Genomic DNA, 26136 nt, shown 5'->3' on the forward strand with positions numbered 1-26136 from the left:
CCGGGGAAATCGGCCGAAGCCGCAGTTTTTTACACATATATTATAACCGAAAAAACGCAAATTTCAACTGTAATTATGAAAATTCTGCCATTATGCGTACTTCTCGTAAACCGAACGGAGCTCGCCGATCTCTTCGGCGGTCAGCCGTTCCGCCGCGAGCGAGTTGAAGTACGCGCGCTCCTCGTCGCTGACTCCGTCGGACGCCATCGCGATAAGCTCCTCAAGCTCTGCATCCGTTACCTTTGAAGAGAAGAGGGAATAGAGCCGCATTTTTTCGGCGGCGGTCATCTTCGAACAGACGGCGATTATTTGAGAAAACTCCGGCTCATCCGCCGAAACGGCGGCTTTTCCGCCCTCTTCGCGTCTTGCCGAATAGTAGGGGGAAACCGGCCCCTCCGCGAGCGCTTTCGTTGGGAAGATTATCCCGAAAATCAGCGCGAAAAACAGCAGCGCGATGAGAAACACGACGATGAAAAGCGCCGCGTATTTGACGGTTCCGTTTAACCTTTTTGCCATAAAAAACCACACCTTTCGGACTTTATAAAAAATACTATGCGGAAGCGCAAAAGATTAAAACAATCGTTGACGAAACCGATATTATGTAGTATAATATAAAATCAGAAAGGAATGATTAAATGGAACTTCTTAAACTCAAACCCGTTTTCAAGGAAATGATATGGGGCGGCGGCAAGCTCGGAACGATCTACGGCAAGCCCATCCCCTCAGACCGCACCGGCGAAAGCTGGGAGGCCGCCGAGCATAAGAACGGCTGCTCCCTCGTCGACGGCGGCAAATACGACGGAATGAAAATAACCGAGGCTCTTTCCGATATGGACGGAATGGGCTCGCTCAACGCGGGTGCGGAAAAGTTCCCGCTGCTTATAAAGTTCATCGACGCCAACGACAAGCTCTCCGTGCAGGTGCATCCCGACGACGCCTACGCCGCGGAGCTCGAGCAGGGCGAGCTGGGCAAAACGGAGATGTGGTACATACTCGACGCCGCGCCCGGCGCTAAGCTCATCTACGGCTTCGACCGCGACGTTACCCGCGAGGAGTACGCGGAAGCGATAAAGGAAGGCCGCCTCAACGAGCTGCTCAACTTCGTCGACGCGCGCAAGGGCGACGTCTTCTTCATCCCCGCCGGCAGAGTCCACGCGATATGCGACGGCCTGCTCATCGCGGAGATACAGCAGAACTCCGATACGACTTACAGACTTTTCGACTGGAACAGAGTCGACAAAAACGGCAACCCGCGCCAGCTTCACATAGAGAAGGGCGTGAAGGTATCCGACGTTGCCTCCAGCAAGGGGAAGGAGTACACGACTCCGCTTGAATACGCGGCCGGGGACGCGGAGATCTCCGTGCTCGCGATGTGCCGCTACTTCGCCGCCGAACGCGTGAGCGTCAGCGGAAAAGCGAAGTTTGAATGCGGCGGCGGAAGCTTCAACATCTTTACCGTCCTCGAGGGCGAAGGCGGGATCGCCGGCAGCGCCGCGAAGGCGGGCGACAGCTTCATTATGCCGGCGGGCTTCGGCGGATACGCAGTCACCGGCGAAATAACCTACATCAGATCATACGTTCCCGATCTCGCGGAGGAGCGCGCGCGGCTCGAAGCCGCCGGCTTCACCTCGGAACAGATCGACGGAGTCATTAAATAACGGCCGGCTGTCCGGCCGCGAACCCCGCGCAAGCGGGCGAAATGCAGAAAAGTAAAGGAAAGCGTATGAAAAAGCTTGTATCGTTCGTTTTGATATTCGCGTTCGCTGCGGCGCTGATACCGGCGGCGACGGTTTCGGCGTATCATAACTTCGTCGAAACCGCGCGCGTCGATCCGACCTGCACCGAGGACGGCTACGTCGACTACGTCTGCGCCGGCGGCTTCGTCGTCGAGGACCCGCTTATGATCCTGGGCGACATCGTGTTGACCGCGGAGGACCTTTACGCCTATTCCGAGCCGCAGATCCCGAATATGCGCCTGACCTGCACGATAGAGGAGCTCATAAACTACTACCTGACTATCGGCGCGAAGTATCACCTTCGCGGCGACCTTGCGTACCTGCAGGCGATAAAGGAAACCGGCTGGTTCAAGTTCAACCGCCCGCAGAGCTACCTCGCGCCGGACGGCGAAGGCGGCTGGGTGCGCGTATACGAGCCGCGTCCTGAGGGACTTTACGCCGTGCCGACGGATAACAACTTCTGCGGACTCGGCATTACCGGCAAGCTCGGCGACGAAGCCAGCCTCTGCCGTTTCGCGACCGCGGAGCTGGGCGTTACCGCGCATATCCAGCACATTTACGCTTACGCGACCGCCGACGCGCTTCCGGAAGGGGAAGTGATCGTCGATCCGCGCTTCTACTATATGGAGCACGGCAGCAAGCCTTCGTGGAAGGAACTCGGAACGAACGACTGGACGAGCGATCCCGACTACGGCGGTTCGATCGTTACGGCGTACACCAAGGCGCTCACGAAGACCGCGCACGGCGAAGACTGCGGCGAAACCAAGCATGAGATCCTCCCCGCGCTCGGACACGACTGGGGAGAGTGGACGGTGACCGTTCCCGCCGGCGAGGAAACCCCCGGCAGCAAGGAACGCGTCTGCGCGACCTGCGGAGGGAAGGAAACCGTTGAGATCCCGCCGACGACGCAGCATATATGGACCGAATGGCGCATGACCGTTCCGGCGACGTACACTGCCGCCGGCGAAGAAACCCGTGTCTGCCTGCATTGCATGAAGCGCGAAACCCGTGCGGTCGCGGCGCTTCCGCAGGTTAGGTACGGAGATATCGACTGCGACGGCAAGATCACCGTAAACGACGCGTTGGCCGTGCTTCGCAGGGCTGCCGGACTCACAGAGGTGTTCGGGGCGCAATTCGTCCTTTCGGACGTCGATCGAGACTGCAGAGTCACGGTTTCAGACGCTCTTACAGTCCTTCGTGAAGCCGCTAAACTTGACATTGTTCCGCAGATCGGCTATCCGACCGGCAGAGCGGCGACGCTGATAAACGTGAGGAACGAGACCTTCAAGCCTGTTCCGAACGACAGCGACACGAGCTATCCGCAATTCTTCTGGCTGCCGAAGGGAACGACTGATTACATAACCGGCGAATCTATATGCGCGAGCGACAATTCGCTGAGTTATTTCACTCTGCGCGGGGGACACCGCGTATATCAGAAGGATTCGCAAGTAAAGAACGGCGTCAGCATCCTCACGAACGAGCTTCTCGCCGCCGAGTTGAAATCCGACGGCAGATTCACATATTTCACGGTCGGGGCGACTCAGAAGACCCCGTTCAAGTTCGTCGTTCACGGGCTCTACTCCGGAGACACTGCCGCGACAGACGCCTACTGCTCGAACTTCGCCTCAGTCAGTGTGACATTTACCGACGCCGCGGGCGCTCCCGCCGTAAGTACGGACGCGAATCCGCTTTTCTCCGCCGCTTCGGTTACGGAGGCGGACGGGGCGGTGACGTACACCTTCACGCTGAGGCGCAAAGGTATGTTCTGCGGCTTCAACTCTTACTATGACGCGAGCGGCAACCTCGTTCTGCGCTTCCATAACCCGCTGAACACGTCGAACGGTCGCCTTGACGGCGCGGTCATATGCCTCGACGCGGGACACGGCGGTTACGACACCGGCGCGAGCGGCAACGGACTGAGCGAGGCCGAGGAAAACGTCAAGGTCGCTCTCGCGCTGCGCACGAAGCTTCAGGCGCTCGGCGCGACGGTATATATAACCCGTGCGGAACAGTTTTATTTCTCGGACGGAGTGCGTGTGAACAAAGACACCGAGCGCGTGCACCGTCTCGAGCTGATCTCTTCCTACGATCCCGATTTGCTCATAAGCGTACATCATAACTACTACGAAAACACCTCCGCCAACGGCACCGAGGCGCTGTATTTCTACGGCTTCAACCAGGCGCTGGCGCAGAAGGTGAGCGACGCGATGCACGACGTCAGCGGGATGAAAAACCGCGGCGGCAAGTATCATAACGTCTTCGTCTACCGCAATCACGACTTTATGTCGATACTGCTTGAGTGCGGATTCCTTTCAAACAGCGGCGACGCCGCGTGGCTCAAGGCGTCCGGCAACACCGACAAATTGGCGAACGCAGTAGCGAACGCAGTTGTCGAGTATTTCAGGTGATGATATGAAAAGCTCTGTCTTCAAAAAAGCACTATCTCTGATTATATCCCTGCTGCTGTGCGCCGGGTGCTTCACGCTGCCCGCCGCAGCGGAAGGGGAGGAGAACGGCTGGAGCATCGCGGAAACCGACTACGCAGGCGGAACGCTGACTGTCGAGACGTGGTCGCGTTCGGCGGGAGAAATGGCGCTTTCGCTTGACGGATCCGCCGTCGCCGGCGGCGCGGTAACACAGTCCGGCGGATACTACCGCCGCTCTTTTACCGTCGATACGACCGCCTTTGCGGACGGGGCAAAGACGCTTGCTTTCTCCGTCGGAGGCGTTCAGATTGCGGAGAAGGCAGTGCTTTTCGACAACACCGCGCCTTATATCAGAAGCTGGCAGGCGATCGACGCGCTCGGCCGCAAATACACCGCGTACGATATGGAGGTTTACCCCGACGACATCATCGTTCTGAGCGACGGACAGACCTTCGATATAACATTCAACCCGACCGACGACGGCTGCGGAGTCGCATCCGTTACCGCCGTGCTCGACGGGCGGAGCATTACGCCGCCTTACGAGGTCGAATACGACTTCATCACCGGCGGCTACCACAATATGAGTTACACGCTGACGGATAACGCCGGCAACAGCGCGACGAGCAGTCTGCGCTTTGAGGTGCGCAAGCCTGCGCCTTCATATTCGGATATCAGAGTAGCGGAAACAGACGGCGGCATGCGCATTTCCGCGAAGCTGACCGGTTCGTTCACGCGTTACAGCGCGAAGTTCTGTCTCGCAGAGATACTGAAAGCGTCGGCGAGTGAAAACGTGACGCACGGCGACATTTCAGCCGAAACGCCCGCGGGCGAACGTCCGGTCGGAGCCGAGCGCGACGGCGGCTTCCTGACCGAGACGGCGGCCGGAGGGGAACTGTATCAAACCTTCGCCATCGACGTTTCCGGCAAGACCGGCAAGGTCTGCGCCGATTATACCGGCGAGACCGCTGTCGGCAACAGGATAGAAATGAGCATTTACAACGGCGTTTCCGGAGAGTGGGAGCATTTCAAAACGAAAACGAGCTTCAACGGAGAAGTGAACTTCAACCTCGGTAAGAACGGCGTGAACATTGCGGATTACGCTTCCGAAGGCGTGCTGAAGCTTCGCTTCCGCGTTATTTCCGACAGCGCCGTGAAGTATCTGAAAACGACGTCGTTCGTGCCGAGCGTTCGCTTCAATTCTCAGATAGGCGAAACGCAGACGGGCCTGAAAAACAGCACCGCCGCGGTCGTTTACACCGGCAACATAACTTCGTCGCTCGGCTGGTATATTCTCGGCACCGCCGACCTTTACAACTCATATTCGCCCACGCGCTCGTTCAGCGTTTCCGTCGATAACTCATCGCTGCTTGAACAGTTCAACGCGGCGTTCGGAGGCGATACCGCTACCCGCGTTTCGCTGACGTGGCAGTCTGCGGGGGATATGAAAACACACGTGCAGCTCTTGCCGTACGGGAACATTTACCCCGACTTCAGCTCGAACGAAACAAAGAATTACACCGGCAGCACGACCTTCAGCGAAGAGACCGGCAAGTATATACACAAGCTGCGTATAAGCAGCCTGAAGCCCGGTACGAAATACTGGATGCGGTACGGCGACAAGAATCAGGGCGTCTGGTCGCACCCCTGTGTTTTTGAGACCGCGGCCGCGGACGATACCTTCGCCTTCGCGGCGGTCGCGCCCGGAGGCAGTGAAAGCGACGTGCGTTCCGCATGGAACGCGGCGTATTGGAGCGTTGCGCCGGCGTTCGTGATGACGACCGGTTCCGAAGCCGCGGGCGAAGCGGCGTGGAAGAGCTATTTCTCCGCGATGTCCTGCGTGTTCGAAAACGTTCGTACCGTACCGGCTGCCGGTCCGTCGGACAGCGGCGTCTGGTGGACGAAATACAATCTATCCGAGCAGTCCGGAGCCGGTCATGCAACCGGCGTCTACTATTCATTCGTTTATAAAAACGCGCTGTTCGTCGTGCTCAATTCAAACGACGTCGATGCGGAGGGTAAGCTGAATTCCAGGCAGCTCTCGTGGCTGACAAGAACGCTTGGTGCGGACGAATACGACTGGAAATTCATGCTGCTTAACGCGCCGCTCACCGGCGACGCGTCGGCTTCGCCGCTTGCCGCGCAGCTCTGCCCGATAGCGGAGCAGTACGGCGTAAACGCGGTGTTCAGCTCCGGCTCAGCCGCCGTTTCTTGTGAAACCGGGAGCGAGACGCTGACGCTCGACGGCGTCGGATACTTCACCGGCGCGGAACCGGCTTATATCAACCTCGCATCCGCTGCTCAGGGGATGGCGACGGTAAGCATATCCGGCAGCAAGCTGCGGCTGAATTACTGCGGAACGTCGCTCGATCTTTTCTCGGGCGCGTGCATTGAGCGCATCATCGCGCGCATAACCGCGCTTCCCGCGGTCGAGAATATAACGCTCGCGGATGCCGGCGAAATCGGCGCTGTCAGGGAGGAATACGACGCGCTCGCCCCTGAGCTTCGCGATCGTCTCGCCTCGCATCTCGCGACGCTTGAAGCCGCTGAAGCGGCAATCGCCGCTCTAATAGCAGCGATTCCGCCGGTGCTTACGGTAAACGGCAGTCTGCCGAAGAAAGCGCTTTTCGGAAGCGTTCTCACGCCTCCTTCCGCAACGGCGAACGACGAACCGGACGGGGCGATCGCCGTCACGGTCGGCGTTATCGATCCGGACGGCCTCGACGTCCTTGTCGGCGGCTCGGTGGCTTTCGATAAATACGGCGTCTACACCGTGCTTTACACTGCTGTTGACTCGGACGGAAACGAAACGAGCGTTTCTTACCCGATAACCGTGCGCGAATACACGCGCTTTGATATGAACAACGACGGAAACGTGACCGTCGGCGACGCGCTCATGGCCCTTCGCATAGCGGCGAATCTCGTTACCGCAGACACGCTGGATATTGCGGCGGGCGACGCGGACGGCGACGGCGAAATAACGGTCGCCGACGCGCTTCAGATACTCCGCGCGGCTATCGGCCTGAGCGACTGACAAAGGGAGATAAACGTAATGGAAATACTCAAACCGGAGAATTACGCTGAATTCGAGCAGTTCAACAGAAACCACCCGCGCGGACACTTTATGCAGTCCGCCGAATGGGCTGCGCTGAAAAACGACTGGAAGCGCGAGGTCGTCGTCACACGCAATGGCGACGGAAGCATACGCGGAGGGATATCCATCCTCGTGCGCAAGATACCCATGACGCCGTATACGCTTATGTACGCGCCGCGCGGTCCGATCTTCGACGAAGACGATTCCGCAGCATTCGCCGATATAGTCAACGGTGCGCGCAGCCTCGCGAAGCGGCATCGCAGCGTCTGCCTGCGTATGGACCCCGACATTCGCGCCGATTACGAGCCCTTCAAAAAGGCGCTCGAATCAATGAAGCTGAAGGTCAAGGGCGGCAAGAACTTCGAGACCACCCAGCCGCGCTTCGTCTACCGCATGGATATCAAAGGCAAGACGGAAGACGAGGTCATGGCGAACTTCACCTCAAAAACGCGCTATAACGTGCGCGTCGCCATCAAAAACGGAGTGGAAACGCGCGTTGTCAACGGCGATCCCGAAGCGATTGCGCAGTTCCACGCGCTGATGACGGTGACCGGCGAGCGCGACGGCTTCATCTGCCGCTCAAAGGAATACTTCGAGCGGCTGCTTAAGTCGCTCGGCGAAGACGCCCGCCTTTACGCCGCCTACTACAACGGCGAAATGATCGCCGGCACGCTCGCGATAAGATACGCTGACAAGGTCTGGTATCTCTACGGCGCCTCCTCCAACAAGGAACGCAACAGGATGCCGAACTACCTGCTGCAGTGGGATATGATCCGCTGGGCGATCGAGAGCGGCGTTTCCGTCTACGATTTCCGAGGCGTCTCTGGCGATATGGACGAGAGCAACCCGCTTTACGGACTTTACAGATTCAAGCGTGGCTTCAACGGCGAGCTGGTCGAGTTTGTAGGCGAGATCGACGCGGTGTTCAAGCGCTTCGGATACACCTTTACCGAGTTCGGTACGCGCACATTCAAGCATATGCGCAAGCGCCGCTTCCTCGCGAAGACGAAGGATAAGCGCCACCACGTGCCCGCGCCGCAGCATAAAGAAGCAAAGACGGACGGCGAAGCCGAAAAGGCGGAGTGATCCCGCCGGAAGGAGCAGAAATGGGAGCGAGACTTATCGTCGAAAAGGACGCCCTTATAAGAAACTACCTCAAACTGCGCGAAACGTGCGGCGTTGAGGTCATACCCGTGCTGAAGTCGAACGCCTACGGGCTCGGTCTGCTTCAGGCGGCGGGCATATACGTCGAGCTCGGCGCGAAGCGCATCGCCGTCAGCAGAGTGGGGGAGGCGGAGCTGCTTTCCAACTACGGATGCGAAGCGGAGCTTATCCTGCTTTCGTCCAGCGATCTGCGCTCGGATATCGAACGCGCGGTCGCCACCGGCGCGACGCTTGCCGCCGGCAGTATGCTTTCGCTCAAGCTCATCAACGAGGCGGGCGACAAAGCCGGCAAAAAGGTGAAGGTGCATCTGCTCATAGACACCGGATTCAGCCATTCCGGTCTGCGCGACTTCGAATACGAGCGCGCCGCGAATATGCTTCCATCGCTGCGCTACGTCAACGTTACCGGAATTTTCACGCAGTTCACCGAGAGCCACGCACAAAAGCCGCTTTTCACGGAGCTTCAAAACGAACGCTTCGAGAACGCCGTTAAGTTTTTCTCAAAGAATATCGGCACGAAGCTGCTCGTCCACGCTGCGAATTCCTGCGCGGCGGTGAAATACCCCGAAACGCGCTACGACGCGGTGCGCATCGGCTCCGGCCTGATCGGCAGGATGCCCGCCGGCTTCGACGCGGGTCTGACGAAGATCGGCAGCCTCGAATGCGACGTCGCCGAGGTGAAACTCATCGAAAAAGGTCAATACGTCGGTTACAGCCGGCAGTTCAAGACAAAGCGCAAGACCAAGCTCGCGCTGCTGCATATCGGTATGTCCGACGGGCTCGCCGAGGGCAAACTGCCTTACGGCAGGAAGCGCATTTCAAAGCTGAAGGACGCCGTAAAAGGGCTTTTCAGAGCGTTTGACGACGACAGGATCTTCGGCCGGGTGAACGGCAAAAAGGTCCCCGTCGTTGGCAAGATCTCGCAGCACTGCCTCGCGCTCGACGTGACAGACGTTGAATGCGAGGTCGGCGACGTAGTGCGCTTCAGCGCGAACCCGCTGTTCGTTCCCGCCGGCGTGGAGAGAACGTATGTCTGAGCTTGAACGCGCGATAAGAGAACACGCGGAGGGCTCGTTCGCCTCGTTCCATATGCCCGGTCACAAGGGCAGAAGGCCGGACGGCGTTCTGCCGTACGAGCTTTACGGCTTCGACGTGACCGAGCTGCCGTTTTCCGACGAGCTTTTCGAGGCGGACGGCGCGATCTCGCGGCTCGAAGCGGACGCCTCGCGCCTTTTCGGCAGCGGCGCGACGATGATCTCGCCCTTCGGCGCGACCTCCTGCATACAGGTTATGACCGCGATCGCAGCCGCGAAGGGCAAGCTGCTTATCCCGAGAAACAGTCACTATTCCGTTTTCAACGCCGTCGGACTCTGCGGCGCGGAAGCGGTGCTGCTCACGCCCGAGCCGAGTGTCGCGACGCCGGCGGGCGTCGTTTCTCCCGAAGCGGCCGAAGCGGCGTTCAAGGCGGACGGCGGCATTTCCGCCATGTTCCTGACCTCGGTCGATTATTACGGATACGTCGCGGACGTCGCTGCGTTCGCGGAAATATGCCGCAAATATAACAAGCTTTTGCTGGTCGACAATTCCCACGGCGCGCACCTTCGCTTCGTCGAAGGGTTCAGGCACCCGCTTGAATGCGGCGCGGATATCGTCACCGATTCTATACATAAAACGATGCCGGCGATGACCGGCTCCGCGCTGCTGCATTTTGCCGATCACGCGCTCGCCGCGGAGGGCAAAAAACTGATGAAGCGCTTCTGCTCGTCAAGTCCGTCATACCCGATAATGCTCTCGATCGCCGCGGCGCTCGGCTGGGCGAAGGACGAGGGCGAAAAGGCGTATAACACGCTCGCGGAGCGGCTCGGGCGGCTGAAAAAGGATATTGAAGACTACGGTTACTCCGTAACGCGCGGCGAGCCGTGCCGCCTTTACGTGACCGGCGGAAGCACTGGCCTTTCCGGCGCGGAAATATCCGCCCGCCTGAATAAGTTTGGCTGCGTGCCGGAGTTCGCTGACGAAAGCGGCGCGCTGCTTATGTTCTCCCCGATGAACACGGAGGAGGAGCTTTCGCGGCTGACCGGAGTTTTCATCGGCGCGGAAAGGAAAAACGCGGTATTGCCAAAGCCGGCGCGGCGTGATATAATACCCCGCAGGGCGATGAGCGTCGCGGACGCGTTCCGAGCTGAATGCGAGTGCGTTCCCGCCGCAGAAAGCGCCGGCAGGATCGCCGCCGAATGCATCGGCGTCTACCCGCCCGGACTTCCCGCGGTGATAACCGGCGAATATATCGAAACGCTCCCGGAGGGGCTGAATATGAAACGAATCCTCGTGGTAAAGGAATAGCGGTATGCAGTTTGATCTGACTGAACTGAAAGGGAATAAGGCGCTGCTTTCCGCGTTTTCATCCGCGGTGACGGCGGGAGCCGTGCCGCACACGTGGATAATCGAGGGGCCGGACGGCTCCGGCAGACATACCTTCGCGTCGCTTTTCTGCCGCGTGATGATGTGCGATGGCGAAACGCGCCCATGCGGCGTCTGCGGCAACTGCAAACGCGCCGCGGCGGGACACGTCGATGTGCATTACATCGTTCCGCTGAAAAGCGAAAACAAGACCGTCGGCGTCAGCGAGATCCGCGCACTTCGCGAAGAGGTGTATATCAACCCCACGAGCGCGAGATGCAAGGTGTATATCGTCGAGGACGCCGAGGCGGTGACTCCGCAGGGACAGAACGCCCTGCTGAAGCTTGCCGAGGAGCCGCCCGAGGGGGTGTACTTCCTCCTGCTGACGCATAACCGCCACGGCCTGCTGCCTACGCTCGTTTCCCGCGCCGTCTGCTACTCGATGGAGCCGCTTTCGGAAGCGGACGCGAGGGCGGCGCTGGGCAAGGTGAGGGGCGCCGACGACGCAAAGATAGAGACGGCGATCCGCCTTTCCGGCGGCTTCGTCGGAGCCGCGAAAAGCTTTCTGAAGGGCGAAACACTCGCCGCCGGCATAACCGCGGCGGAGAAGTTCCTGGGCGCGCTCGCCGCGGGCGACGAATACGCGCTGATGATGACCTTCTCATCGCTTCCCGACAGCCGCGACAAAGCGCGCAGTCTGCTGACGGCGATCGCGGCGGCGGTCGCGGAAACGGTGCGCGTCAAGGCGGGCGTGCCGGACGCGTCGAAGCTGCCTATCGAAGCGGCGGAGCGCAAGGCCGCTTCCGCGGTGGGGTATCAGACGCTGATCAACGTGTACGAATACGTTACGGCGGCGGAAAACGATATTTCCGCCTTCGTCAACGTCAACGCGGCCGTGACCGAGCTGACCGTAAAGGTCGCCGCGGCGCGCCGTGAGAATAAATGAATAACGCTCGGTGAGCGAGAGGTGATATTATGACAGAAGTAGTAGGCATAAAGTTCAAGGAAGGCGGAAATATGTACTATTTCGCCCCCAACGGACTTAAACTTTCTCTGGGCGAAAACGCCGTCGTCGAGACCGCTCGCGGACTTGAATACGGTTCCGTCGTCCTCGCCAACAAGATGCTGGACGACTCCGAGATCGTTTCTCCGCTGAAAAACGTCGTACGCAAGGCGACGAAGTCGGACGACGAGGTCTACGAGAAAAACAAGGAAAAAGAAAAAGAAGCGCTCCGTATCTGCGAGAAGAAGGTCGCGGAGCACGGGCTCGAAATGCAGCTTGTCGACGTCGAATACACCTTCGACCGCGGCAAGATACTGTTCTACTTCACCGCGGACGGCAGAGTCGACTTCCGCGAGCTCGTAAAAGACCTCGCGGCGACCTTCCGCACGAGGATCGAGCTGCGCCAGATCGGCGTGCGCGACGAGGCGAAGATGATCGGCGGGCTCGGCATCTGCGGCAGACCCTTCTGCTGCTGCGCGTTCCTGGACGATTTCAAGCCGGTTTCCGTCAAGATGGCGAAGGAGCAGAACATGAGCCTCAACCCCGGCAAGATCTCCGGCACCTGCGGCCGCCTTATGTGCTGCTTGAAATACGAGGAGGAGGCATACCGCTCGCTTTGGAAAATGACTCCCAAGGTCGGCGCGCAGGTCAGAACTCCGGACGGGAAGGGCACCGTCACCGAGGTCTCGCTGCTCCGCGGCGACCTGAAGGTCACGCTCGAGAAAGCGCCCGAGAGCGTCAGAAGCTACAAGCGCGACGAAGTCAAGCTTCTGAAGGACGGCGACATCAAGGTCGACAAGAAGGAAATGGACGACCTGAAGGACCTCGAATAGCCTTTTGCGCGCGAAATACGCGCCGCGGACGCCTTTGCGCCGCGATTTTCGGCGGTTTTTTGAAAAAAAGTGTTGCATATTTCAGAATATGTGCTAAAATGTTACTCAAACGGAGGTGTTATGAATGGCTTATTTTATCGGTGAAGAGTGCATCGCCTGCGGTTCCTGCGAGGCTGAATGCCCCAATTCCTGCATTTCTATGGGCGACGACAGATACGTGATCGACGCCGAACAGTGCATCGAGTGCGGCGCTTGCGCGTCCGTGTGCCCGGTGGATGCCCCGAAGCAGCAGTAATCTGCGCGCTTTGAGCTGAAAAATCGTACGCAACAGGGTGCGAGGCTGAAACGGAAAACGGAGATATCCGAGTCTGTTTTGTGCCGTGCGCCCTATTGTTGTATATAGACGGTATTTGCCGGCCGCGCGGCCGGCCTTGAGGTGTTTATGAAGGAAACGGTCGATCTCGGCGGCGGTTACACGCTCTTTCAGCCGAAGGGGGTATATCCCTGCGGCACCGACGCGGTGCTGCTCGCCGCCTTCGCCGCGGAGCGCGGGGAAGGCAGCCGTTTCTGCGACCTCTGCTCCGGCAGCGGAGTGATCCCCGTGCTCGTATGCAAACGAAGACCGGAGGTATCCTTCGCCGCCGTGGAAATATCCGGAACCGCCTGTGAAACCGCAGCGAAAAACGCTTCCGTCAACGGCTTCGGCGGCAGGATAAACGTGATAAACGGCGACGTCGGACGGGTTGACAAGCTGCTCGAAAAGGCGGCTTTCGACTGCGTCACCGTCAACCCGCCGTATATGAAGGCGGGCGGCGGCAAAGCGCCGTCTGACAGGCTGACAGAGATAGCCGTTCGCGAGACGCTCTGCACCGCCGCGGACGTCGTGAAAGCGGCGGCGTTTCTGCTTAGCGGCGGCGGCAGTCTGTTCATCGTCCACCGCGCCGAACGCAGGGACGAGATACTCGCGCTTATGCGCGAAAACTGCCTCTGCCCGAAGCTGATCCGTCCTATCGTGCACGAGCGCGGCGCGAAGGCGAAAACGTTCCTCGCGCAGGCGGTAAAGGGCGGCTCCGGCGAAGCGCAGGAGCGCCCGTTCATACTTTACGAAAACGGCGCGTACACCGCGGAAGCGGCGCGCGTCTACGGAGAGTGAAGCTATGGTTTTTGAAAAAGGCACGCTCTATATAGTCGGAACGCCGATAGGCAATCTTTCCGACCTTTCGCCCCGCGCGGTCGAGGTTTTCGAGAACGCCGATTTCATCGCGGCGGAGGACACCCGCGTGACGATGAAGCTGCTCAACAGCGTCGGCGTGAAGAAGCCGCTCGTCAGCTATTACGAACACAACGAAGCGACCCGCTCAGGCGAGATCGTCGAGCGGCTGAAGGCGGGGGAGATATGCGCCCTCGTCAGCGACGCGGGAATGCCGCTCATCTCCGATCCGGGCGGCGAAATCGTCGCGCTCTGCGTGAAAGAGGACGTTCCCGTCCGCGTTGTCCCCGGGCCGAGCGCCGTGATTTCCGCGCTCGCGGTCAGCGGGCTTGAAACGGGCAGGTTCGCCTTCGAGGGCTTCCTCTCGGTCAACGCCAAGCGCCGCAGGGAGCATCTGGACGAGGTGAAAAACGACCGCCGCACCCTCGTGTTTTACGAGGCGCCGCATAAGCTCCGCCGTACCCTCGCGGATATGCTCGCCGTCTTCGGCGACCGCCGTATCGCGCTCTGCCGCGAGCTGACGAAGCTGCACGAGGAAACCGTGCGCACGACGCTTTCGGAGGCGTGCGCTTACTTTGAAGAAACCCCGCCGCGCGGCGAGTTCGTGCTCGTCGTCGAGGGCGCGAAGGACCGGGCGGAGCCTGATTCTGCCGACGCGGAAGCGGTAATGCGCGAACTGCTCGCCTCCGGAATGAGCCGCAGCGCCGCGGCTAAGGAGACGGCTAAACGCACGGGGCTTTCGCGCGGCGAAGCGTACAAGCTCTGCGCCGGCGAATAGGAGACATATATGCTCGTTTACAAACGTAAAGCGCACTATCATGAAGTCGACAAAATGGGCGTCGTCCACCACTCCAACTACGTCAAGTGGATGGAAGAGGCGCGCATAGAGGCCGTCGCGGAATTCGGGATCAGCTTCAAGGAGGCGGAGGAGAACGGCATTCTGTCGCCCATCGTCAATATTTCCGTCGACTACAAACGCCCCGTCACGTTCGGCGACGAGGTCGAGATCCGCGTTACGATCCTGAAATACACCGGCGCGGTCATGGAGCTCGGCTACGAGTTTTACAACCTGACGGCCGGCTGCCTCTGCACCGTGGCGACGTCGCGCAACTGCTTCGTCGTCGGCGGGCGCGTGACGTCGCTGAAAAAGGCGGCGCCGGAAGCGTCGTGAAGCTTCGCGCGATTTACGAAGCGCAGCAAACGGAGGCCGCGTCCGGACGCGGCGAATAACAGGAGGTCAACCATGCTCAATTACGTCCACAGTATCCCCACGAAGCTTTACTTCGGCAAGGGGCAGATCAGCCGCCTCGACGGTATCCTCCGTCAGTTCGGCAGCAAAGTCCTGCTTACCTACGGCGGCGGCTCGATCAAGAAGATCGGGCTTTACGACGAGGTAATGCGTATCCTCAGCGACGGCGGCTTCACCGTGACCGAGCTTGCCGGCATCGAGCCGAATCCGCGGATCGAATCGGTCGAGGAGGGCGTCCGTCTCTGCAAGGAGAACGATATCGACGTCATCCTCGCTGTCGGCGGCGGCAGCACTATCGACTGCTCGAAAGCCATCGCGACGGGCGTCTTTTACGAGGGCGACCTCTGGCAGATGGTCGCTTCGCGCCACGGCGTGCTGAAGGCGCTCCCGCTCGTGGATATCCTCACGCTCAGCGCCACCGGCTCGGAGTTCGACGGCGGCGGAGTCATCACGAATCTTAAAACGAACGAGAAGCTCGGCAATATGTATACCTATCCCGCCGCGTCAATCTGCGACCCGACCTACACCTTCTCGGTGTCGAAGTACCAGACCGCCGCGGGAACCGCCGACATAATGAGCCACATCTTCGAGGGCTACTTCTCGCGCACGGAGGACAGCGACCTTTCCGACTGCATCGCGGAGGGCGTGCTGAAGACCGCGATAAAATACCTTCCCGTCGCGCTCGCGGAGCCGGATAACTACACCGCGCGCGCCAACCTGATGGCGATAGCGTCCGTCGCCTGCTCGGGCATTCCCGAGTACGGCAAGCAGGATACCGGCTGGCCGTGCCACTCGATGGAGCACGAGCTTTCCGCGTTCTACGACATCACCCACGGCGTCGGGCTCGCGATACTGACTCCGCGCTGGATGCGTTTCATACTGAAAAAGGACCCCTCCTGCGCGTGGAGGTTCGTCAGATTCGCAAAGAACGTCTGGGGCTTCGACGGCGAGGATGAGCTTGCTCTCGCGAACGCGGGAATCGACAGGCTCGAGAGCTTCTTCAAAGAGTCGGGCATCCCGATGACGCTCCGCGAACTGAACATTGACGAAGAGCACTTTGAAGAGATGGCGGCGCACGCGAATTTCGGCGGCTACCTCAAAAACGCCTTCGTCGCGCTGACGAACGAAGACATTGTCGAGATATACAGAGCGTGCCTCTGACGCTGAAAGGGGAGTATAATTACGGCTCTTTCGGAAAAAACGAAGAAATACATAAAAGAGAACTGCGCCCGCTCCCTTGAGGGCAGGACCGTGCTGATAACCGGCGCGAACAGCGGTGTCGGCTTCAAGACGGCCGAAACGATGGCGTACCTCGGCGCGTCCGTGATTATGGCGTGCAGGAATCTTGAAAAAGCGTCGGACGCGCGCGAAAAGCTGCTCGCGGACTATCCCGAAGCGGATATCCGCGTGACGCGGCTCGACATGGCGGATTTCGCTTCGATAGACGCCTTTGCGGAGCAGCTGCCGGACGTTGACGTTTTCATCAACAACGCGGGGCTTTTCCACCGCCGCGGCGAGAAGACGAAGGACGGCTTCGATCTGGTGATGGGCACGAACTATATCGGCGTTTATTACCTGAGCGAAAAGATACTTCCGAAGCTCGCGGCGTCGGGGCGCGAGGTCGTGTATATCAACACGATCTCGATCATCCACAAGGTCGCGCGCGTGAAGCTTTCGCGCTTCGACGACAGCCGCGGCGCGTACGCGCGTTCCAAGCTCTGCCTTGCGCGCTATTCGCGCTATCTCGCGGAGAAGTACAAGGATACGAACGTCCGCGTTTATATGGTCCACCCCGGAATCGCGAAGACGCCGATCGCGTCGCACTTCCTCGGCGGGATGGACGCGCTGTCGAAGATCGTGCCGATAAACTCAGCGGAGAAGTCGTCGCTCGCGGCGGCGTGGATACTGTCGCACGACGTTCCCGACGCCGGAGTCGTCGGGCCGAATAAGATATTCGGCGGCTGGGGCTACCCGAAGCTGAACCGCACCTGCCGCAGAGCGAAGCGGGATATAGAGCCGCTCGTGGAATTCACGAAAGAACAGATCGAAACCCGGAGGGCTGCGAATTGATAAAACTTACCGGCGTTACCGAAGATAACTGGCTCGAGGTCGCTTCTCTGACCGTCAGAGACGACCAGAAGGAATACCTCGCGCCCGCGATAGGCATTATCGCGAGAGGATACGTCTACCGCGACTGCAACGCGAGGGTTTTCGCGGTCGAAAACGACGGAACCGTCGTCGGCGTCGCGCTCGTCAGGGAGTTCGCCGACGAGCCGCTCGGATACGACCTGCAGCAGTTCATGATAGGCGCGGAGTTTCAGGGCAGGGGCTACGGCTCCGCCGCGCTCGCGCTGATCCTGGACGAGCTGCGAAAAGAAGGGCATTACGATCACGTCGAGGTCTGCGTGAAAAAAGCCGATCTCGCGGCGATACGCCTTTATGAAAAACACGGCTTCACCGATTCCGGATATATCGACGATGACGCGCCGGATTCGCTTAATATGATATGCCGCCTCTTTTGATATTTCGCTTGCATTAACGGTAAAACCGTGATAGAATAAACACGTCATACAGAGTAGGCGCGGACGCGTGAAGTGCCGTCGGGACGGGGAGTTGCCCGGCGGACGAAGGAACGTTCCGCGGTGTCCGCGCCGCATCCCGCTGTCAATATCGGCTGAAATATCTTCCCGATATCATTGCGAGAATGTATGGGGGAGGTATTGTTATGAATGAAACAAAAACCGTAAACGAACGGCTCGTAAATCCGTTCAAGGTACTGAAGGCGTCGGCGCTGGAGCTGACGAAGCTGCCGACCGTCTGCGTGCTCGCGGTCATGCTCGCGTGCTGCTACGTCTTCGGAATGCTCACGATACCGCTGCTCGGGCAGGCGCTGCAGATCAAGTTCTCGTTCCTGATCTACGCGCTCTGCGGCGCGCTGTACGGCCCCGTTCCGACGGTGCTGCTCGGCGTTATGGATCAGCTTCTCGTTGAAACGCTGATGAAGGGCAACGGCTTCCTGCTCGGCTACGTGATCTCATTCGCGTTCCGCGGGCTGCTTTTCGGCTCGCTGCTTTATCACCGCACGCTCCCGCAGAAGGGGCTCTCCGTCGGCCGCGTCGCGCTGACGAAGGCGGCGGACACGGTGTTTTACAACGTCCTGCTGAATACGTATCTGAACTATCACTACGGTTTCATAAGCGCGGGCTCGTTCGCCGCGGCGGTCACCGTCCGCGTCGGCAAGAACATAGTCCTGCTGCCGCTTGAAATATTCCTGCTCTGCGTCTTCCTCGCCGCGATGCTCCGCGCGCTTCCGCATATCGGCGGACTGCCGGAGGTGAAGACGGAGAAGATAACGAAAAAGCAGACGGCGGTCATCATCTCCCTCGCCGCGCTCGGCCTGGGACTGCTGCTGGCGTATCTGTTCATACCTTCGTTCCGAGAGGTGTTGAAGTTTGGCTTATAGCGATATCGAAAAAAGACTGACGGAAGTAAAGAAGCCCTCCCGCTACTGCGGCGGAGAGGTCAATTCCGTCATCAAAGATCCGGCTTCTACCGAGGTCAGCTACGCGTTCTGCTTCCCGGACCTCTACGAAGTCGGCATGTCGCATATCGGTATGAAGATACTCTATTCCGCGGCGAACCGGCTCGACTTCGTTCGCTGCGAGCGCGTTTTCGCGCCGGACCGCGATATGATAGAGCTTATGCGCGAGACGGATACGTCGCTTTTTTCGCTTGAGAACAAGCTGCCCGTCGCGTCCTTCGACCTCGTCGGATTCTCGCTTCAATACGAGCTTTCCTACACCACGATGCTTCAGATGCTGAAGCTCGCGGGCATTCCGCTTTACTCCCGCGACCGCGGCGAAGACGACCCGCTCGTCATCGTCGGAGGCCCGTGCTCTTACAACAGCGAGCCGATCGCCGACTTCGTCGACCTCGTCGTGCTCGGAGAAGGGGAGGAGGTCGGCGACGAAACGCTCGAGCTCATCCGCGCCTGCAAGCGCGAGGGCTGCGGCCGCGCCGAAACGCTCCGCCGCTTCGCCGGAATAAAGGGCATATACGTCCCGTCATTTTACGACGTCGAATACGACGGCGTGAAGATCAGATCGATAACCCCTAACCGTCCGGAAGCGCCGGCGCGGATCAGAAAGCGCATCATCGAAGACCTCGACAAAGCGTTCTATCCGGAGAGCTACGTCGTGCCCTACGGCGAGATCGTCCACGACCGCGCCTCCGTCGAGGTGCAGCGCGGCTGTATACGCGGCTGCCGCTTCTGCCAGGCGGGGTTCATCTACCGCCCCTTCCGCACCAAGAGCGCCGCGACGCTCAACTTCACCGCGAAAACGCTCTGCGAAAACACCGGCTACGACGAGCTCTCGCTGCTTTCGCTCTCCACGAGCGACTACCCCGAATTGAGCGGCCTCGTCGACGGACTCAACGAGTGGGCGGAGCCGAAGGGGATAAACCTCGCGCTGCCTTCTCTGCGCGTCGACAACTTCTCGATCGAGCTGATGAAGCGCGTGCAGAAGCTCCGTAAAAGCGGACTTACCCTCGCGCCCGAAGCGGGCAGCGAGCGCATGCGCAACGTGATAAACAAAAACGTGCACGAAGCGGACATAATGCGCGCCGTGAACGCGGCGTTCGGCGGCGGCTTCACCTCCGTCAAGCTCTACTTTATGCTCGGCCTGCCGTTTGAAACCGACGAGGATATCGTCGCCATAGCCGACACCGCGCAGAAGGTCGTAGACGCCTACTACGCGAGCGAGGGCAGGCAGAAGGGCAGGAGCGTTTCCGTTTCGCTCTCCGTCGCGGCGTTCGTGCCCAAGCCCTTCACTCCGTTCCAATATGTGCCGCAGGATACCGCGGAGGAGCACTCGCGCAAGCAGAAGCTCCTGCGCGAGCACGTCCGTTCCAACAAGATAAAGCTCTCCACGCACGACGCGGATACGTCGTATATCGAAGCGGTGCTCGCCCGCGGCGACCGCCGCCTCGTTCCCGCGATGGCGCTCGCCGCCGAGCGCGGCGCCTATCTGGAGGGCTGGAGCGAGAACTTCTCGCTCGATTTCTGGAAAGAGATTTTCGCCGAATGCGGCGTAAACGGCGACGACTACGCCTGCCGCGAACGCGGTACGGACGAGCTGCTCCCGTGGTCGCATATAGACATAGGCGTAACTGACAGATTCTTCATATCCGAATACGAAAAAGCGAAGCAGGCGGCCGCCTCGCCCAACTGCGCCGAGAAATGCCTCGGCTGCGGCGCCGCGTCGCTGGGAGGGGGAAGGTACTGTGCGAAACGTTAGAGTCAGATACGAAAAGACCGGCGACGCGCGTTTCGTTTCCCATCTTGACCTCGTGCGCACCTTCGCCCGTGCCGTCAGACGCGCCGACCTGAACGTGTATTACACCGAGGGCTTCAACCCGCATATAAAGATGAACTTCCTGCCGCCGCTTTCGCTCGGCTACGAGAGCCTGTGCGAAGCGTTCGATATGCGCCTGACGGACGAAACGCCCTGCCCGGAGGTCGCGCGGCGGCTCCGCGCCGTGCTGCCCGACCTGCTGCGTGTGACCGACGCCTACGAGCCGGAGACCGACCTTTCCGACGCCGCCTCCGTGCAGTATTCGCTGCGCTTTGACGCGGATCCGGACAAGGCGGCGGAAACGCTTTCGCGCGGCGGGCTTGTCATCGAGAAGAAGACGAAGCGCGGACAGATAACCGTCGACGTCCACGACGCGCTGATAAGCGCGGAAAGCGCGGACGGCGCGCTCGAGATAACGCTTCCGATGGGGGAGAGCTGCCTCAATCCGCGCCACGTCGTCGAGGCGCTGAATACCTACGGCGGCTTTGGCATCGAAGACTTCCGCTGCGTCCGCAGGCAGCTTTTCGCCGCCGACGGCAGCGTGTTCAGGTAGTGGCGATCTCGATCGCCTGCGCAGCCGCGCAGTATATAGTGTTCGTGTCATCCTGAGAGAGCGCGAAGCGCGAACCGAAGGATCTCACACCGTCAGCAACCGGCAGGGGATTCCTCACTTCATTCGGAATGACATTACCGCGCTCAAACTCAAAAGGAGAAAACCACATGAAGATCAAATACCTCGGCACCGCCGCCGCGGAGGCGATACCGGCGCTGTTCTGCACCTGCGAGACCTGCCGCGAAGCGCGGAAGGCGGGCGGCCGCGAACTGCGTCTGCGTTCGCAGGCGCTTATCAACGATACGCTGCTCATCGATCTCAACGGCGACACCGCCGCGAACGCGCAACGCTTCGGGCTGGATATGACGCGCGTTTTCCATTGCCTGATAACCCACGTCCACAGCGACCACTTCTGCGTGCCGGAGTTTTTCTACGTCAGCCCCGGCTTTACACACCGCGACGGAATGCCGCCGCTGACCGTGCACGGCAGCGAAGACGTCGCCGAAGCGCTTGAAAAGAGCGTCGCCGCCGCAAAGGGCGCGCTCGTCTGCCGTTTCGAGCCGCCGTTCGCGCCGTTCGACGCGGGCGGCGTGCGCGTGACCGCGCTGAAGGCGAGCCACGGCATTCCTCATCCGTATATCTACCTGCTCGAGCAGGATGGCAAGTCGATCCTCTACGCGCACGACACCGGCCCCTTCCCTGAGGAAACCTGGGATTACCTCGGTCGGTCGAACGTCCGGCTGTCGCTCGTTTCGCTCGACTGCAACGACGGCGACGTTGACGATATCGAATACGACGGACATATGTGCGTCGGTCGCTGCAAAAGGGTGCGCGACAGACTGAAGTCGCTTGGGATTGCGGACGAAAGCGCCGTTTTCGTGCTCAACCACTTTTCGCATAACGGCGTCCGCACCCTCTACCGCGATATGTCGAAGATCGCCGAACGCGAGGGCTTTATCGCCTCATACGACGGACTTGAACTGACGGTGTAACGCCGCCGTTCCGTGCGAAGCAAGCCGAAAGCCGTTCGAAATACCGTGCGCCTTCCTCATCCGGGGGAGGCGCCGTTTTTGCGCGCGTAAGGGCGGGTGTTTTTCAAAAATCGGTTGACCGATTTTCAATTCTGTGATAAAATATATATGTAATACTGACCGCTTGACGCGATTTCGCGCAGATAAAAACAACGGAGGAAAAAAGAATGAAAAGAAACATTTTCAAAAATCTGATTTCCGTGGCGGTAGCAGCGGCTATGCTGCTTGCGGCGCTTTCGGCGGCGCCGGCTGCGTCCGCGGGCGACGCGAGCGCCACCGTCCTGCGCGTGAGAAGCTCGAAGGACTTTCACGACGCGCTCTGGCAAACCGACGATAATGAAACTTACACGGTCGTCATTCGCATGGAGGACGATATCAAGGTCGAGCTTGATTCCAGTGAGCAGCTTGTCTGGATGAACGGGTATGACAATTATAATCTTATCCTCGACCTGAACGGCCACGTCCTCGACCTCGGCTCATGCGTTCTGAAGGTCTGGAACTATGCATGCAACGCGACGTATCATCTGACAGACACCGTCGGCACCGGAAAGATACTGACCGATACGACCGCCCACGCGGTCACTTTCCACAGCACAGAAGTTATGCACAACCAGCCCTTCACGGTAGACGTCAACGGCGTGACGTTCGAAAACGCGGGCACGGCGGGCGACGCCTTCTACGTTGACGGCGACAACGGCGAGAATCAAACCATTGTGATCAAGGACGCGACCTTTATCAATTATGGTACCGCGTTCGATTACTCGAGCGTCGAGAATGTCATAATAAAGAATATGAGGCGCAGCACTACGAACGGCACGGTGGGATTTGCCCAGGTCGGCAGAACCGTCGGGGAAGCGATTGCCGACGGCTTCGAGCTGAGTTATTACAGATATGAATACCCGGATTATTTCGAGGAGATCGCGGCAAGCGATACGATCATCGCCGGGATACCCGTTTACGAGGGCTACGACGCAGTCGTCCGTCCGACCGTTGCGGAGGCGCAATACGCCGCGACGTTCGATCCAAACGGCGGCAGCGGAACGATGGAATCAGTTTACCGTGCCAGCGAAGGTCCGTTCGCGTTCCCGGAATGCGGCTTCACCGCGCCTTCGGGCAAGCATTTCGTCTGCTGGATGATGGGCGGCAGGGTCTATCTGCCCGGTGAAGTTCTGTTTATGGACTATAACTTCGGCATCGCCGCGGTATGGAGCGACGGAGTCAAGGGCGATATGGACGGCGACGATGAGATTACCGTCGCGGACGCGCTGAAAGCGCTGCGTATCGCCGCGAAGCTCGTTGAGGCGACTGAAGAAGATCTGCGGATCGGAGATATCGACGGCAACGGCAAAATCGAGGTAAACGACGCGCTGGCGATACTTCGCGTAGCCGCGAAGCTGGCGGATCAAAGCTCGCTCGGATAAACCGCGGTGATGGGCTGTTAAGCGAAAACGCCGACAGCGCAGTCCTTTTCTGCATGGTGGTAAAACATATTAAAAACGGCTCACAATTTCGTGAGCCGTTTTTGTTAATTATCCGGTTTCCGGTGCGTCCGCAGGCAGCTTTTCGCCGCCGACGGCAGCGTATTCAGATGAATAGCAAGTAAAAAAGCGCACGCCCGCGGGCGTGCGCTTTTTTATCGCGATCACTTGTTAAGCCCTATTATTATTCGGAGTTTATTGTTTCATAAACAAAGTCCGTGACGGCGTTGTGTTATGATTTTCAACAAAAATATTAAGATATAACAATAAACTATTGACAAATTGACGATTTTTATTTATCATAAAGTTTGTGGGAAACCACAATACATTATTAAAGGAGGCATACCTATGAAAGCGAAACTGTTGAGACTGTCAATTGCTATGGTGCTTATAGCAGCGATCGCGGTATTACCGCAAACGCCCGCATTCGCCTTACCTGATTCACAGGAGGCGGAATTCAAGGACATACGCAGTTACGAAAAGTGGCTTCCCGCTTCGCTCGGCATCGAAATACCGAACGTAAATCTGTTCGCCGTTCGCGACGACAGACCGTTGGACGAAGTGGAAATTCAGGAGGCCGTGACGTTCGGAGCGAGCCGGAACGAAGCGAAAAAAATGACGCTCAGCGAACTGCTCGACTTCCTCGGCTCAAAAAAGCTCACGCCACAGTCTAAAGAAAATATGCGCATATTATTCCCCGAACTCTCGAAAGAGCAGATCGACGAAATGACCTATAAGGATTATGAAAACTATAGTTATGCCCAAACCCATAAGGCTCTTACCCCTGATGAGAAAACGCTTGAGGAACTGGAGCGGCGCGGTATAACGCTTGATGATTTTATTTACCTTCACAAGTGCTATGAGGACGATGCAAGCATTCTCGCCGAAAACGACGCGGTACTGCGCTCCGCGCTGAAAAAGTACTATTTATTCAAGCTTGATTACGCCCAAGCGGTGTCAAACGACAGCGATTACCGGAACGCAACTGTACCGCAAAGCGAAAAAGAAGATGCTGAGCCGACGCGCTACGACTCTTCTCTTTACGAGACTGTCGCAAGCTTCCAAAGATATAAGTTTAACCCCGATTCTTTTTTGAGGACGACTTATACCCACATCTACAGACACAGACAGAATCAGGAAGTCGCTGTGTTGAGCGCCTATTACGCCATCTATGCGTCGTCCACACCAGACCCTAATCCTGATACTTATTATTTTACCAATCTGTACGGCACTTTCTCTGAAAGTCATCAGGGCGCACACGAGGGCGTCGATATGGTGTACTCCTTTAACGGAAACAATACTCCAAACGTCCACTCGATAACGCCCGGAACGGCATCTATACCTCCGAACGATGCCAGTAACGGTGCAGTTAAAGTTACCCATAGCAGTTACGGCTCGGCGATATACGCTCATATGACAAACAGGATTGTCAGCGGCAACAACACGGCTACTGTATCTGCAGGCGCCGTAATAGGGAAGCAAGGTGATGTGGGGTATGCCAACGGCAAGCATGTGCATTTTGAAATCGCAACCTCTATGCAACCATGTGGTAATGATGTTCTTACGTCCGCATCACCCTATCTGTTTATGCACACCTATAACGGACAACACCTTGCGCCTGTTAATGATAATCAATGGACGAACTATGGGAGTCCTATTTATCATCGCGGCGCCTGTAGTTTTTTGGGATGCTCCGGGTATGCATACGCTTATCATGTCCCGAATGCTGCGGGTAATAGGTGTACGGTGTGCGGATACGTTGGCACTATTGTGGGTCCGTCCTGATACAGTTGATTCATCTACCCGAAAAGGAGAATCCGCTTATGAAAAGAATCGTTGCGTTTCTTTTTATCCCAGTTATGCTGTTTTTGTTTTGCGCCTGCGGGAAGCCGTCGGCGCCGGTAAGCAGCTCCGCGCCTCCGGAATCGTCGAATGAAGAGTCGCAATATACCGATCCAGGTCCGAGCGATATTATAATATACCCCGAGCTCAACGCCGTCACGCCGAACGCCGGTGCGAGAAAGATGATATCCGAAGACGTCGATCTGTTTGGGCTGAGCGACAAAACGATGCGTGAGGATCTTGTGCGGATATTCGGAGAGCCGAAAGAAGTGACTAAAGTGGGCGATGTCAGTGAATACGAAAAAACGATATACGTCTATGACGGTATGCGGTTTACGTTCATCGACGCGCTTTACGGTGAGCCGTTTAGCCATCCGGACTTATACGTAGCGGAGTTCAGAAGGGACGATTTGACGTATCCCGGAGGGATAAAGCTCGGCGATTCGCTCTATGACGTAGTAGTAAAATTCCCGCAGGAGCGCGACTACCGATCAGAAGCTATGTACGGCGATCCGATGGATAAGTTTACGACCGGCTTTGCGAAGTTGCTCGATTACGACGTGCTCACTCAAGACGAGGGTAATTACTCCTTACTGCTCTGCTGCGGCTGGTGGCCGACGGTATGCATCAACTTCGACGACAATCTGAAAGTTAAGTCCGTTTATATTTACTATCATAGCGACGGTATCGGCTATCCGTAATACCGTAAAAGATCATAAAACGGCAACGCCCCGAGCTGACTCGGGGCGTTGTTTAGCGTTTTATT

General features: G+C 58.3%; 23 protein-coding genes. 22 read left to right on the forward strand and 1 reads right to left on the reverse strand.

Translation table 11 applies throughout. The features are described 5' to 3' along the window. Positions 1 to 90 precede the first annotated feature (90 nt). Positions 91 to 516 carry a hypothetical protein gene (locus tag J5441_05300; GenBank protein ID MBO4934563.1) on the reverse strand — a complete coding sequence of 142 codons (426 nt, stop codon included), beginning with the start codon at positions 514 to 516 and terminating at the stop codon, positions 91 to 93. 119 nt (positions 517 to 635) lie between these two features. Here J5441_05300 and J5441_05305 point away from each other — a divergent pair, with 119 nt between their 5' ends. From J5441_05305 to J5441_05410, 22 genes are all read left to right on the forward strand, one after another. Further along, complete coding sequence (locus J5441_05305) at positions 636 to 1658, forward strand: class I mannose-6-phosphate isomerase (GenBank protein ID MBO4934564.1); 1023 nt, start codon at positions 636 to 638, stop codon at positions 1656 to 1658. 65 nt (positions 1659 to 1723) lie between these two features. Then, positions 1724 to 4144 (forward strand): N-acetylmuramoyl-L-alanine amidase, encoded by a 2421-nt coding sequence (locus J5441_05310; protein MBO4934565.1) that lies wholly within the window; start codon positions 1724 to 1726, stop codon positions 4142 to 4144. A 4-nt stretch (positions 4145 to 4148) separates the two neighbouring features. Continuing rightward, on the forward strand, positions 4149 to 7193 hold the full coding sequence (locus tag J5441_05315) for a fibronectin type III domain-containing protein (protein MBO4934566.1): 3045 nt from the start codon (positions 4149 to 4151) through the stop codon (positions 7191 to 7193). 18 nt (positions 7194 to 7211) lie between these two features. Next, positions 7212 to 8339, forward strand: a complete 1128-nt coding sequence (locus J5441_05320) for a peptidoglycan bridge formation glycyltransferase FemA/FemB family protein (GenBank protein MBO4934567.1) — start codon at positions 7212 to 7214, stop codon at positions 8337 to 8339. 20 nt (positions 8340 to 8359) lie between these two features. Continuing rightward, positions 8360 to 9454 (forward strand): alanine racemase, encoded by a 1095-nt coding sequence (locus tag J5441_05325; GenBank protein MBO4934568.1) that lies wholly within the window; start codon positions 8360 to 8362, stop codon positions 9452 to 9454. Beyond that, a complete protein-coding gene (locus J5441_05330; GenBank protein ID MBO4934569.1) occupies positions 9447 to 10760 on the forward strand; it encodes an aminotransferase class I/II-fold pyridoxal phosphate-dependent enzyme in 1314 nt (437 codons plus the stop codon). The genes J5441_05325 and J5441_05330 overlap by 8 nt, the downstream gene beginning before the upstream one ends. A gap of 4 nt (positions 10761 to 10764) precedes the next feature. Then, complete coding sequence (locus J5441_05335; protein MBO4934570.1) at positions 10765 to 11763, forward strand: hypothetical protein; 999 nt, start codon at positions 10765 to 10767, stop codon at positions 11761 to 11763. Positions 11764 to 11792: 29 nt separating this feature from the next. Continuing rightward, positions 11793 to 12653, forward strand: a complete 861-nt coding sequence (locus J5441_05340) for a stage 0 sporulation family protein (protein MBO4934571.1) — start codon at positions 11793 to 11795, stop codon at positions 12651 to 12653. Between the two features lie 124 nt (positions 12654 to 12777). Then, complete coding sequence (locus tag J5441_05345; GenBank protein ID MBO4934572.1) at positions 12778 to 12948, forward strand: 4Fe-4S binding protein; 171 nt, start codon at positions 12778 to 12780, stop codon at positions 12946 to 12948. Between the two features lie 147 nt (positions 12949 to 13095). Then, positions 13096 to 13806 carry a methyltransferase gene (locus tag J5441_05350; protein MBO4934573.1) on the forward strand — a complete coding sequence of 237 codons (711 nt, stop codon included), beginning with the start codon at positions 13096 to 13098 and terminating at the stop codon, positions 13804 to 13806. A gap of 4 nt (positions 13807 to 13810) precedes the next feature. Beyond that, entirely contained in the window at positions 13811 to 14641 is an 831-nt protein-coding gene (gene rsmI / locus J5441_05355) for a 16S rRNA (cytidine(1402)-2'-O)-methyltransferase (protein MBO4934574.1), read from the forward strand. Between the two features lie 9 nt (positions 14642 to 14650). Next, positions 14651 to 15034, forward strand: a complete 384-nt coding sequence (locus tag J5441_05360) for an acyl-CoA thioesterase (protein MBO4934575.1) — start codon at positions 14651 to 14653, stop codon at positions 15032 to 15034. 72 nt (positions 15035 to 15106) lie between these two features. Beyond that, a complete protein-coding gene (locus J5441_05365; protein MBO4934576.1) occupies positions 15107 to 16273 on the forward strand; it encodes an iron-containing alcohol dehydrogenase in 1167 nt (388 codons plus the stop codon). A 90-nt stretch (positions 16274 to 16363) separates the two neighbouring features. Next, positions 16364 to 17182 carry an SDR family NAD(P)-dependent oxidoreductase gene (locus J5441_05370; protein ID MBO4934577.1) on the forward strand — a complete coding sequence of 273 codons (819 nt, stop codon included), beginning with the start codon at positions 16364 to 16366 and terminating at the stop codon, positions 17180 to 17182. Further along, positions 17179 to 17634, forward strand: a complete 456-nt coding sequence (locus tag J5441_05375) for a GNAT family N-acetyltransferase (protein MBO4934578.1) — start codon at positions 17179 to 17181, stop codon at positions 17632 to 17634. Before J5441_05370 ends, J5441_05375 begins: the two co-directional genes overlap by 4 nt. Before the next feature lie 203 nt (positions 17635 to 17837). Then, complete coding sequence (locus J5441_05380; GenBank protein MBO4934579.1) at positions 17838 to 18575, forward strand: hypothetical protein; 738 nt, start codon at positions 17838 to 17840, stop codon at positions 18573 to 18575. Then, positions 18565 to 20409 (forward strand): TIGR03960 family B12-binding radical SAM protein, encoded by a 1845-nt coding sequence (locus tag J5441_05385; GenBank protein ID MBO4934580.1) that lies wholly within the window; start codon positions 18565 to 18567, stop codon positions 20407 to 20409. The genes J5441_05380 and J5441_05385 overlap by 11 nt, the downstream gene beginning before the upstream one ends. Further along, complete coding sequence (locus J5441_05390; protein MBO4934581.1) at positions 20396 to 21019, forward strand: DUF2344 domain-containing protein; 624 nt, start codon at positions 20396 to 20398, stop codon at positions 21017 to 21019. The genes J5441_05385 and J5441_05390 overlap by 14 nt, the downstream gene beginning before the upstream one ends. 167 nt (positions 21020 to 21186) lie before the next feature. Further along, positions 21187 to 22011 (forward strand): hypothetical protein, encoded by an 825-nt coding sequence (locus J5441_05395; GenBank protein ID MBO4934582.1) that lies wholly within the window; start codon positions 21187 to 21189, stop codon positions 22009 to 22011. 206 nt (positions 22012 to 22217) lie between these two features. Further along, positions 22218 to 23471: a dockerin type I repeat-containing protein gene (locus J5441_05400; GenBank protein MBO4934583.1), complete on the forward strand. Its 1254-nt coding sequence runs from the start codon at positions 22218 to 22220 to the stop codon at positions 23469 to 23471. Positions 23472 to 23876: 405 nt separating this feature from the next. Then, positions 23877 to 25313 carry a M23 family metallopeptidase gene (locus J5441_05405; GenBank protein ID MBO4934584.1) on the forward strand — a complete coding sequence of 479 codons (1437 nt, stop codon included), beginning with the start codon at positions 23877 to 23879 and terminating at the stop codon, positions 25311 to 25313. Positions 25314 to 25351: 38 nt separating this feature from the next. Next, complete coding sequence (locus J5441_05410; protein MBO4934585.1) at positions 25352 to 26071, forward strand: hypothetical protein; 720 nt, start codon at positions 25352 to 25354, stop codon at positions 26069 to 26071. Positions 26072 to 26136: the final 65 nt, after the last annotated feature.

The sequence above is a fragment of the Clostridia bacterium genome, from assembly GCA_017620395.1.
GTDB lineage: Bacteria > Bacillota > Clostridia > Oscillospirales > RGIG8002 > RGIG8002.

What these genes read in the sequence shown, in the direction of transcription:
- J5441_05320 (MBO4934567.1), top strand. Translation starts at nt 7,212, where the DNA reads ATGGAAATACTCAAACCGGAGAATTACGCTGAATTCGAGCAGTTCAAC.
- J5441_05340 (MBO4934571.1), top strand. Translation starts at nt 11,793, where the DNA reads ATGACAGAAGTAGTAGGCATAAAGTTCAAGGAAGGCGGAAATATGTAC.
- J5441_05380 (MBO4934579.1), top strand. Translation starts at nt 17,838, where the DNA reads ATGAATGAAACAAAAACCGTAAACGAACGGCTCGTAAATCCGTTCAAG.
- J5441_05310 (MBO4934565.1), top strand. Translation starts at nt 1,724, where the DNA reads ATGAAAAAGCTTGTATCGTTCGTTTTGATATTCGCGTTCGCTGCGGCG.
- J5441_05405 (MBO4934584.1), top strand. Translation starts at nt 23,877, where the DNA reads ATGAAAGCGAAACTGTTGAGACTGTCAATTGCTATGGTGCTTATAGCA.
- J5441_05350 (MBO4934573.1), top strand. Translation starts at nt 13,096, where the DNA reads ATGAAGGAAACGGTCGATCTCGGCGGCGGTTACACGCTCTTTCAGCCG.
- J5441_05300 (MBO4934563.1), bottom strand. Translation starts at nt 516, where the DNA reads ATGGCAAAAAGGTTAAACGGAACCGTCAAATACGCGGCGCTTTTCATC.
- J5441_05365 (MBO4934576.1), top strand. Translation starts at nt 15,107, where the DNA reads ATGCTCAATTACGTCCACAGTATCCCCACGAAGCTTTACTTCGGCAAG.
- J5441_05395 (MBO4934582.1), top strand. Translation starts at nt 21,187, where the DNA reads ATGAAGATCAAATACCTCGGCACCGCCGCCGCGGAGGCGATACCGGCG.
- J5441_05305 (MBO4934564.1), top strand. Translation starts at nt 636, where the DNA reads ATGGAACTTCTTAAACTCAAACCCGTTTTCAAGGAAATGATATGGGGC.
- J5441_05360 (MBO4934575.1), top strand. Translation starts at nt 14,651, where the DNA reads ATGCTCGTTTACAAACGTAAAGCGCACTATCATGAAGTCGACAAAATG.
- J5441_05330 (MBO4934569.1), top strand. Translation starts at nt 9,447, where the DNA reads ATGTCTGAGCTTGAACGCGCGATAAGAGAACACGCGGAGGGCTCGTTC.
- J5441_05335 (MBO4934570.1), top strand. Translation starts at nt 10,765, where the DNA reads ATGCAGTTTGATCTGACTGAACTGAAAGGGAATAAGGCGCTGCTTTCC.
- J5441_05410 (MBO4934585.1), top strand. Translation starts at nt 25,352, where the DNA reads ATGAAAAGAATCGTTGCGTTTCTTTTTATCCCAGTTATGCTGTTTTTG.
- rsmI (MBO4934574.1), top strand. Translation starts at nt 13,811, where the DNA reads ATGGTTTTTGAAAAAGGCACGCTCTATATAGTCGGAACGCCGATAGGC.
- J5441_05400 (MBO4934583.1), top strand. Translation starts at nt 22,218, where the DNA reads ATGAAAAGAAACATTTTCAAAAATCTGATTTCCGTGGCGGTAGCAGCG.
- J5441_05345 (MBO4934572.1), top strand. Translation starts at nt 12,778, where the DNA reads ATGGCTTATTTTATCGGTGAAGAGTGCATCGCCTGCGGTTCCTGCGAG.
- J5441_05325 (MBO4934568.1), top strand. Translation starts at nt 8,360, where the DNA reads ATGGGAGCGAGACTTATCGTCGAAAAGGACGCCCTTATAAGAAACTAC.
- J5441_05315 (MBO4934566.1), top strand. Translation starts at nt 4,149, where the DNA reads ATGAAAAGCTCTGTCTTCAAAAAAGCACTATCTCTGATTATATCCCTG.